Source organism: Thiorhodococcus minor, assembly GCF_010820565.1.
Taxonomy (GTDB): Bacteria; Pseudomonadota; Gammaproteobacteria; order Chromatiales; family Chromatiaceae; genus Thiorhodococcus; species Thiorhodococcus minor.
Genome location: NZ_JAAIJQ010000130.1, coordinates 1 through 10,509 on the forward strand (window position 1 = coordinate 1; position 10,509 = coordinate 10,509).

The window sequence follows — 10,509 nt, forward strand, 5'->3', positions numbered from 1 at the left end:
TTGTGCAGCCGAGTCTCGTGCTGGAGGCCCTTTAGAATTCTCATCGTTTTGTCAAAGATTTTGTCGATAAGGGACTAAAGGCCGCCGCCAGCCCTCGGCGGCTTCCCGTCGGCCACTGCTCATCGACCCCTTTGGATCTAGCTTGACCACGACCGATTTCCCCACCGAGCACGACCTCGAGCCTTGTCTCACGCGCGACAGCCATGCCTTTCGCGGACGGCTGCGCGGCCTGCGCCGCCGCGCGAAGCAGGGCCAGCCCTATGATCAGGGGCTCGCCAGGCTCTGGCAGGCCATCCGCGAGTCCCAAGCCCTCGTCGAGCGGCGCAAGGCCGGCGTGCCCAAAATCCAGTATCCGCCCGAGCTCCCCGTCAGCGAGCGCCGCGACGAGGTCGCCGAGCTGATCGCGCGCAACCAGGTGGTCGTGCTCTGCGGCGAGACCGGCTCGGGCAAGTCGACCCAGCTGCCTAAGATCTGCCTGGACCTGGGGCGCGGCATGCTCGGGCGCATTGGCCATACCCAGCCGAGGCGGATCGCCGCGCGCAGCCTGGCGAGCCGCGTCGCGCAAGAGCTGGGGGCGGAGACGGGCGGGCTCGTCGGCTACAAGGTGCGCTTTCACGACCGCGTCCGCCCCGAGACCGCCATCAAGCTGATGACGGACGGCATGCTGCTCGCCGAGATTCAGCAGGACCGCTTCCTCAACGAGTACGACACCCTCATCATCGACGAGGCCCACGAGCGCAGCCTCAATATCGACTTCCTGCTCGGCTATCTCCGCGGCATCCTGCCCAAGCGCCCGGACCTCAAGGTCATCGTCACCTCGGCGACCATCGACCCGCAGCGCTTCGCCAAGCACTTCGCGGATGCCGAGGGCCATCCCGCCCCCATCATCGAGATCTCCGGCCGCACCTATCCGGTCGAGGTCCGCTATCAGCCTCCCGAGGAGGAGAGCGCGGCGGAGCGCGACGAGGCCATGCAGCAGGCCATCTCGGACGCGGTCGCCGAGCTGGCGCGGTTCGGGGCGGGGGACGTGCTGGTCTTTCTCTCCGGCGAGCGCGAGATCCGCGAGACCGCCGAGACGCTGCGCAAGCACCATCCGCCGTCGACCGAGATCCTGCCGCTGTTCGCGCGCCAGGGGCCGAAGGAGCAGGCGCGCATCTTCCAGTCGCACAGCACGCGCCGGGTGGTGCTCGCCACCAACGTGGCCGAGACCTCGCTGACCGTGCCCGGCATCCGCTATGTGGTCGACCCCGGCTTCGCGCGCATCAGCCGCTACAGCCACCGCACCAAGGTCCAGCGTCTACCGGTCGAGCGGGTCTCGCAGGCGAGCGCCAATCAGCGCAAGGGACGCTGCGGGCGCGTCGCCTCGGGCGTCTGCATCCGCCTCTACAGCGAGGACAACTTCCAGGCCCGCGCCGAGTACACCGAGCCCGAGATCGCGCGCACCAACCTGGCGGCGGTCATCCTGCAGATGAAGCTGCTGGGCTTCGGGGACATCGAGCGCTTCCCCTTCGTCGATCCGCCGGACGCCAAGCTCGTCTCGGACGGCTACCGGACCCTGGAAGAGCTGGCCGCCATCGACGCCAAGGGCGAGCTGACGTCTCTGGGCCGTCAGCTCGCGCGCCTGCCGGTCGATCCGCGCATCGGGCGCATGCTGCTGGCGGCCGTCGAGCATCAGTGTCTGGAGGAGGTGCTCATCATTGCGGCCGCCCTGAGCGTGCAGGATCCGCGCGAGCGCCCGCTCGACAAGCAGCAGGCCGCCGACGAGATCCACGCGACCTTCGCCCACGAGGACTCGGACTTCCTGAGCTTCCTCAATCTCTGGAATTTCATCGAGAAGGAGCGCAAGGCGCTCTCCCGCAACAAGTTCACCAAGCTCTGTCAGCGCCACTTCCTGTCCTGGAACCGGGTGCAGGAGTGGCGCGACATCCACACCCAGCTGCGCGAGCAGATGCTGGAGATGGGATTCAAGCTGTCCGCCGCCAGCTTCCAGCCGCCAGCCGCCGGTGGGCAGACGCCAGCGGCTGGGAGCAAAGGTCAGCAGGTCGATAGCTTCGAGAAGATTCACCGGGCCTTGCTGGCGGGGCTGCTGAGCAATATCGGCTTCCGCGAGGCGGAGCGGGAGCTTCAGGGCGCGCGCAACAGCCGTTTCTTCGTCCACCCCAGCTCGGTGCTGTTCGCCAAGCCGCCCAAGTGGCTGGTGGTCGCCGAGCGGGTCGAGACGACGCGCCAGTACGGGCGCACCGCCGCCAAGATCCAGCCGGCCTGGATCGAACGGACCGCCGCGCATCTCGTCCAGCGCAGCTACTCGGAGCCGCATTGGCAGTCCAAATCCGGTCAGGTCGCGGCCTTCGAGAAGGTGATGCTCTATGGGGTCACACTGGTCCCCAAGCGGCGCGTCAACTATGGGCCGATCAACCCGGCCGAGGCCCGCGAGATCTTCCTGCGCTTCGGGCTGGCAGAGGGCGACTTCGAGACGCGCGCCCCATTCTGGCGCCACAATCAGGACCTCATCGAGTACGTCCGCCACCTCGAGGCCAAGTCCCGCAGGCGCGACATCCTGGTCGACGAGGAGGCCATCTACGCCTTCTACGCCGAGCGCGTCCCCAGCGGCATCTACTCCAAGCCGCAGTTCGAGCAGTGGCTGCGCCGGGCCAGCGGCAAGGAGCCCAAGCTGCTGCACATGCAGATGTCCGACCTCATGCAGCACGAGGCCACGGACATCACCCAGCAGGTCTTCCCGGACAGCCTCCAGGTCGGCGCCACCGCGCTGCCCCTGGAGTATCACTTCGATCCGGGCAGTGCCGCGGACGGCGTGACCCTGGTGGTGCCCCTGCCGCTCATCAATCAGGTCTCCGCCGATCGCCTGGAGTGGCTGGTGCCTGGGCTGATCGAAGAGCGCATTGCGGCGCTGCTGCGGGCTCTGCCCAAGCAGATCCGCAAGTCCTTCGTGCCCATCCCGGATACCGCCGCCAAGCTGGCGAGCCGGCTGGCGCCCTCGGATCGCCCGCTGATCCAGGCCCTGGGCGAGGAGCTGAAGGCCATGACCGGCATCCAGGTCCCGGAGGATGCCTGGGACCCGACGGCCGTGCCCGAGCACCTGCGCATGAAGATCCGGCTCGTCGACGAGTCCGGGAAGCGCCTCGCCGTCGGCGACGACCCGGCGCGACTCAAGCGCGACTTCGCCGACCAGGCGCAGCAAGGCTTCGCCCACATCCCGACCAGCGATCTGGAGCGCACCGGCATCACCCGCTGGGACTTCGGCGATCTGCCCGAGCATGTCGATCTCACGCGCGGCGGCATCAAGCTGCGCGGCTTCCCGGCCCTGGTCGACATGGGGGACAGTGTTGCGATCCAGGTCCTGGACTCCGCCGAGAGTGCGGCCAAGGCCCAGCGCGCTGGCCTGCGCCGGCTCCTGATGCTGCACCTGGGGGCGGATGTGCGCCGGCTGCGCAAGGGGCTGCCCAATCTCGACCGGATGCGGCTGCAATATGCCAAGGCGCCAAGGCTGGGCGAGTCCAGCGCTGGCAAAGGGGGCAAGGCGAAAGCCGAGAAGGGGGCGGATCTGGCCGACGAGCTGGTCGCGCTCATCCTGGATCTGACCTTCACCGAGGGACTGCCCGAGATCCGCTCGCAGCAGGCGTTCGAGGCCAGGCTCGGCGAGCGCAAGGGGCTGCTCTTCTCGACCGCCAACGAGGTGTCAGCCCTGGTCGGCGAGATCCTCGGCACCTATCAGGCGCTGAGGAAACGCCTCGCGAACATCACCCAGGTGAATTGGATGCCCTCGGTGATGGACATTCGCGATCACCTGGACAACCTCGTCTTCCGCGGCTTCGCCCAGTCCGTTCCCTACGCACACCTCAAGGACTATCCCCGCTACCTCAAGGCGGTCGCGCAACGGATCGACCGGCTGGCGCACGCGCCGACCCGAGATCGGCAGTGGATGGCGGAGATGGCGGATCTCCAGACGCGCTGGCGCGAGCGCGCGCAGGCCGCCCGCTCGGCCGGCCGACAGGATCCGCGCCTGGACGAGATCCGCTGGCTGCTCGAAGAGCTGCGCGTCTCCCTCTTCGCCCAGCAGCTCGGCACCGCGCTGCCGGTGTCCGTCAAGCGCATCCAGACGCGCTGGAAGGAGCTGGGGCTATGAGTGCCTGGGCCCTGTCGCGGGCGGTGACGCAGGTATGACAGGGAGACGCCGCAGATGCTAGGTATCCGACTCTACATCCAATGCTCAGAGCGGCGTCTTCGGGTCTCCAGCCCTCAGCGAGCCGCCAGCTTCGAGTGCGAGCCACTGATCGCGCTCGAGGATCGGCCTGGCCGGGCGCGCGTCCTCGCGATCGGGGCCGATGCGCGGGCGCTCGAAGGGCGCGCGGGCACTCGGGTCGTCAACCCCTTCGCGCATCCGCGCATCGTCATCGACGACTTCGCGGCGGCGGAGAGCCTCCTGAAGTCGGCCATTCGCCCCCTGACGAAGGGGCGCTGGTGGAGCTCGGTCGCGCTCGGCATCCTCCATCCGGAGCGGGACTTCGACGGCGGTCTCACGGATATCGAGAGGCGCGCCCTCTACGAGCTTTGCATCGGCGCCGGCTGCCGCCAGTGCCTGATCCATAGGGGGGCGGCGCTGAGCCTGGAAGCTGTGATGCGGTATGCGTCGCCAGGACGATCTCGGCCCTGAGGGGCGGGCGCTCTCTTCGTCGTACAGCGCCGCTGATAAGCCCCCGAAAAGAGGTTGTGCCGCCGTTGCAGGCGAACGCCCATTGCGACGATATCTTCGATCGATGGCGTCACCGACCGCACCGCGGGTGCGGCCGGCACGTCGTCAACACAATTGCAAGCCATCGAGGCGCGCCGGGCAAGGTGGACTGCGGTGAGGGCGCGAGTCGCGCAGCTCGTCTCCGAGGTGGCGCTCGCGTCTCACCGCATCCGAGGCTCGCTGGCAAGTCTCGATGGCGGCTTGCTAGGCGTGCGTGGACCCTCTTCGGACCAGGTATTTGCCGGCGCTGACGCAGCCCAAGGGGATGACCACCAAGGTCAGCAGTGTGGAGACCAGCACGCCGAAGAGCAGCGAGATGGCCATGCCCTGGAAGATGGGATCGGTCAGGATCACGCTGGATCCTGCCACCAGGGCGAGCGCGGTGATGAGGATGGGCCGCGTGCGCGCCTTGCAGGCGCTGATGACGGCCTCGGTGACGCTCTGCCCGCGCTCGACCTCCTCGATGGAGAAGTCCACCAGCAGGATGGAGTTGCGCACAATGATGCCGGCCAGGGCGATGAAGCCGATCATGGAGGTCGCCGTGAAGTCGGCCCCGAGCAGCCAGTGGCCGGGCACGATGCCCAGCAGCGTCAGCGGGATGGGCGCCATGATGACGCCGGGCGTGACGAAGTTGCCGAACTCGGCGACCACCAGCATGTAGATGAGCACCAAGGCAACGCCGAAGGCCAGGCCCATGTCGCGGAAGGTCTCATAGGTGACGGTCCATTCGCCCGACCACTCGAACCCGGACTGGCCGTTGTCCGGTGGCGCACCGGTGAACATGGTGCCCGACAGGGTCACGCCGTCCGGCGTGCGGTAGTCCTTGAGCTTGTCCTCCATCTCCAGCATGGGGTAGAGCGGTGCGCCCAGCTTGCCGACGGCGTCGCCGACCACGTATTCCATGGGGCGCAAGTCCTTGTGGTAGACGATGGGGTCCTGGGGCGTCTTGACGAAGCTGCCAAGCTCGGTGAGCGGCACGGCGCGTCCGTCCGCCGTCGGGATGGGCAGGTCCGAGAGCCGGGTGAGGTTGGCGCGCATCGCCAGCGGGACCTCGATGGTGATGAAGGTCGGCTCCAGCAGGCGGCCGCGCTTGACGTCGCCGGCCTGGAAGCCGCCGAGCGCCATGTCGAGGTTGCGGATGACGGTGTCGACCGAGATGCCCAGCCGCACCGCCTTCTCGGCGTCGACGTCGAAGCGCAGGATCTCATAGGGCTCATGCATGTAGTTGTCGACGTCGGCCAGGCTGTCGACCTCCTCGAACATCTGGGTCATGTCCGCGGCGACCTGGCGGCGGGTCTTGGCATCCGGGCCATAGATCTCGGCGACGACCGATTGCAGGACGGGCGGGCCGGGCGGCATCTCGACCACGGTGATGCGGGCACCTGCGTCCTGGGCCAGGGGCGTCAGCAGATCCCGCACCTCGAGTGCGATCTCATGACTGCTGCGGTCGCGCTCGTGCTTGTCCGTGACCTGGATCTGGATCTCACCCTGCCAGGGCTTCTGGCGCAGGTAGTAGTGGCGGACCATGCCGTTGAAGTCGAAGGGCTTGGCGGTCCCCGCGTAGGTCTGGATGGCCAGCACCTCGGGGATGCCTCGCACCTGGTCGGCCAGCAAGCGGGCCGTGTTGACCGTCTTGCCGAGCGCCGTGCCCTCCGGCATGTCCAGCACCACGCTGAGCTCCGGCTTGTTGTCATAGGGCAGCATCTTGAAGGCGACCGCCTTGGCGTAGAAGAGGCCGCACGACAGGAAGAAGGCGCCGATCAGCCCGAACAGGAAGGCGTACCCGAGCGGCTTGCGCTCGATCAGCGGCACGAGCAGGCCGCGGAAGAAGCCCTCCAGCGTCTCGGCCGTCTTGTGCTCGCGCTCTTCCGCCTTCTTGATGGCGGCAAGGCCGGGCTTGATGCGCATCGCGAGCCAGGGCGTGAAGGCGAAGGCGGCGAACAGCGAGAAGAGCATGGCGGCCGAGCCCAGCGCAGGGATGGGCTCCATGTAAGGCCCCATGAGCCCAGAGACGAAGCCCATGGGCAGCAGGGCCGCGACCACAGTGAGGGTGGCGATGATGGTCGGGTTGCCGACCTCGGCGACGGCCGCGACGGCGGTGCTCGTGTCCGTCTCGCCCTTCATCAGCCAGCGGCGGTAGATGTTCTCGACGACGACGATGGCGTCGTCCACCAGGATGCCGATGGAGAAGATGAGCGCGAAGAGGCTGACGCGGTCGATGGTGTAGCCGAGGATCCAGGCCGAGAAGACCGTCATCAGCAGCACCACGGGGATGACCAGGGTCACTACGATGGCCGGCTTGATGCCGAGCGCGAGCAGGATCAGCAAGCTGACCGCGCCTGTGGCGACGAAGAGCTTGAAGATCAGCTCGTTGACCTTGTCGTTGGCCGTCTTGCCGTAGTTGCGCGTGACCTCGATCCGGACGTTGTCCGGGATGAGCTGACCCTTGAGCTGCTCGACCTTGTCGAGGATGGCATTGGCGACGGTGACGCCATTGCTGCCTTCCTTCTTGGCGAGGGCGATGGTGACGGCCGGCATGCCGTCGGCCTCGGCATCGCCCGGGTAGCTGGGGCCTGTGTAGTAGTTGACCTGCTGCTTGTACTCCTCGGGCTCCAGGCTGACGCGGGCGACGTCGCGGATGTAGATGGGCGCGCCGTTGTAGGTGCCGAGCATGAGGCGCTCGACATCCGAGGCATTGCGCAGGAAGGAGCCTGTATAGACGGTCAGGTGGCGCTCGTCCGCCTCGGCGTCGCCGGTGCGGCGCTCGGCGTTGGCCGTCTTGATGGTCTCGGCGATGTGGTCGAAGGTGACGCCGAATCCGGCGAGCCGCTGGGGCTCGACCTCGACGCGGATCTGCTCCTGCCGTCCGCCGACCACGAAGCCTTGGCCCGCGTTGGGGATCTGCGACAGGCTCTGGAGCAGCTTGGCGCCGAGCGCGCGCATGGCGGCGTCGTCGACGACCTCGGACCAGAGCGTGAGGGTGACGACTGGGACGTCATCGATCCCCTTGGGCCGCACGACGGGCTCCAGCGCGCCGGGCGGCAGGACCTGGCGATTGGCCTGGAGCTTGTCGTGGACCTTGACCAGGGAGGGCCCCATCTCCTCGCCGACCTTGAAACGGACCGTGATGACGCCCTGCTCGCGCTCGCTAGCGGAGTAGACGTGCTTGACGCCCGGGATCTCAGAGAGCAGCCGCTCCAGCGGGTTGACGGCCAGACTGACGACCTGGTCGGTGGAGGCGCCCGGATACTGGACGAAGACGTCGATCATGGGGACCGAGATCTGTGGGTCTTCCTGGCGCGGGGTCGACATCAGACCCAGGATGCCCATCGCCAGCATGGCGAAGAAGAGCAGGGGGGAGAGGGGCGAGTGGATGAAGGTCCGCGCGGTCAGGCCGGCGAGGCCGAGCTTGTGCTCCCTCTCAGCGGACGTATGGCTTGTGCTGTGTGACATGAAGGTGTCTCTGTGACATGAAGGTGTCTCTTGGTTGGCTGCATCTGTGCAGTCGAAACATGAGCGGCCGAGTCGTCGCTCGGCTGTTGCTCCGAAAACCGGTTATTTGAACCGCAAAGGCACAAAGGACACTAAGGAAACAATGGTTTGGGTCTAGCGCGGCGTCGCACTCCCCTTGGAGACGACGCCCCGCGCTTGCCCGGCCGGCTCTCGTAGGCTGGACAAGCGCAGCTCAGTCCACCAACGTCGGCGCGGGCCTCGGTGGACTTCGCTCTCGCTCGTCCACCCTAGCTGTCTTCGTGGCTCAGTCCTCCGCGGTGCCGCCGACGGCTAAGGGAGCGCTCAGTCGGCCTCCGAGGGATTCAGCAGGATCCGCTCGCCACCCTGGAGTCCGGTGAGGACGCTGACCGTGTCGCCGTATTGCTCGCCGAGGCGCAGCAGGTGCAGGCGCGAGCGGTTTTGGTCGTCGAGCACGTAGACCATGGGCAGGCCGCCGCGATAGACCAGGGCGGACACCGGAATGACCGGGGCGGAGCCCATGTCAGACTGCGGCTGCGGGATCAGGACCTCCGCATACATGCCGGCCTTGGCGGGGGCGCCCTCCTGCAGATCCAGCTTGACGCGGACCGTGTGGCGGGTCGGGTCGGCCATGGGGAAGACTTGGGCGACGCGTGCCATGACGACCGTCTGACTGGGGTCGTCGAGCTTGACCTTGGTCACGAAGCCCGGGCTCAAGGGGGCCGAGAGGCGGGTCGGGACGTCCGTCTGCACCTGCAGGTGCGTCATGTCGGCGAAGCTGAGCAAGGGCTGGCCGGGCTGAACGGTGTCGCCCGCGTTCACTTGCTTGTGCGTGATGTAGCCGTCGAAAGGGGCGACGCTCTTGACGTCTTCCAGCTTGGCGTCGACCTCGCGCAGCTGCGCCTGGGCCGTGACCACGGCGCCTTGCGCCTGCTCGATCTGCGTGCGGTACTGATGCAGCGTGGCCCCTCGGGTCACACCCGTCTCGCGGTCGCCGCCGAAGAAGGGCATGGGCATCATCTGGCTCATCATGTTGCCGCTCTGCTTGGGGCTGGGGTCCTCGCGCTCGCGCTGGTATTGGACCTCGGCATTGCGGACCGCCGCCTGGGCGTTGGTGATGGCGGCGATCGCGGCCTGGCGCTGCGCCCGCAGCGCGCTCTCGTCGAGCTCCGCGAGCGTCGTTCCGCGCTTGAAGAAGTCGCCCTCGTTGCCCGCGATCATTTCGACACTGCCCGGCATCTGGGCGGTGAAGGTGATCTCCTCCAAGGGGACCACGGTGCCACCCACGGTGGTATTGCCGCCGAGACTGCGGCGCTCCACCGTCGTCCAGCGAGGACTCTCGCTGGCGGGTGGGGGAATCATTTCGGCGATCGGGGCGGGGGTCCCCTCTGCTGTCGGGGCGGCGGGCTCCTGAGCCGCGACCAGCCCGAACAGCGAGGCCCCGCCTGCGGCGATAAGTGCCGAGACGATCAGTAATCGGTGAGGAATGGCCATCACAACGTCCTCCAAGAGTCATGAGACTGCGGTACCGCGCTTGGATCGGCCGCAAAACGGGAGGCTCAGCCAGACGCTCGCCTCCCGACGAAGGGCGCGAAGGATAGCATAGAGGCGGTTGAGCCGGGCCGGAAGCGCTTGATCCTAAACGTCAGGGCGTGCTGCCAGGCGCCGGATCGGATGGGCGCGGCGGCGACCGCGCGGGTGCCGCCCGCCGTTGGCGGGGCCGCCAGGAGGTCTGGCCGGATGACGACCCTGTCGGGTATCCAGTCGCGTCGGATGCCGATCGGGGATCAGGGCAGGGTGAAGACCACCTTGACGCCTGGCCCGACCTTGTCCGCGTCGACATAGCCGATCGCGCCCTTGTTGTTCTCCAGGATCTCGAGCACGTCCTCAGCGGTGTCTGCTTGCATGGGCGGCGAGCCTTGGCCGGAGAAGATCAGGCGAGCCCAGTAGGAGTTGATCTCGGCGAGATCCTTGTTGACCAGCTTGGCGTAGAAGTCCGCTTTTTGCGCACCTTTGCCGCCGAGGTCGACCGTGAGGGCGGTTGCGCCCGAGGGAAGTCGCTTCATCCCAAAAAGAGCAGTTGAACCGCAAAGGGCACAAAGAGCGCAAAGGATTACAACATCTTGTCTGCGAAGCCATGCTTACCCAGAGGGTGAAGCGACGCGGCAATGCAAGCCTCTGTTTTTCTTCGTGTCCTTCGCGCCTTTGGTTTGCCAGGAGAAACCTGGCCAGTCTAGCAGCCTGCGAGGTGGCTGCCATGTGAACTGCTGATGAGACATGTAGCTGCG

Annotated in this window: 5 protein-coding genes; 2 read left to right on the top strand and 3 right to left on the bottom strand. The window is 67.1% G+C overall.

The window, feature by feature from the left end; translation table 11 throughout:
• Positions 1-142 precede the first annotated feature (142 nt).
• Positions 143-4,144: an ATP-dependent RNA helicase HrpA gene (gene hrpA / locus G3446_RS24425; RefSeq protein WP_164456237.1), complete on the top strand. Its 4,002-nt coding sequence runs from the start codon at positions 143-145 to the stop codon at positions 4,142-4,144.
• Between the two features lie 54 nt (positions 4,145-4,198).
• Positions 4,199-4,672, top strand: coding sequence for a rod shape-determining protein (locus G3446_RS24430; protein ID WP_164456239.1), 474 nt, complete (start codon positions 4,199-4,201; stop codon positions 4,670-4,672).
• Positions 4,673-4,954: 282 nt separating this feature from the next.
• On the opposite strand, the gene G3446_RS24435 is transcribed toward G3446_RS24430, so the two are convergent.
• The 3 genes from G3446_RS24435 to G3446_RS24445 all read right to left on the bottom strand — a co-directional run bounded on the left by G3446_RS24435 (position 4,955) and on the right by G3446_RS24445 (position 10,287).
• A complete protein-coding gene (locus G3446_RS24435; RefSeq protein WP_164456241.1) occupies positions 4,955-8,203 on the bottom strand; it encodes an efflux RND transporter permease subunit in 3,249 nt (1,082 codons plus the stop codon).
• A gap of 342 nt (positions 8,204-8,545) precedes the next feature.
• Positions 8,546-9,715 (bottom strand): efflux RND transporter periplasmic adaptor subunit, encoded by a 1,170-nt coding sequence (locus tag G3446_RS24440; protein ID WP_164456243.1) that lies wholly within the window; start codon positions 9,713-9,715, stop codon positions 8,546-8,548.
• Positions 9,716-10,008: 293 nt separating this feature from the next.
• A complete protein-coding gene (locus G3446_RS24445) occupies positions 10,009-10,287 on the bottom strand; it encodes a hypothetical protein (protein WP_164456245.1) in 279 nt (92 codons plus the stop codon).
• Positions 10,288-10,509: the final 222 nt, after the last annotated feature.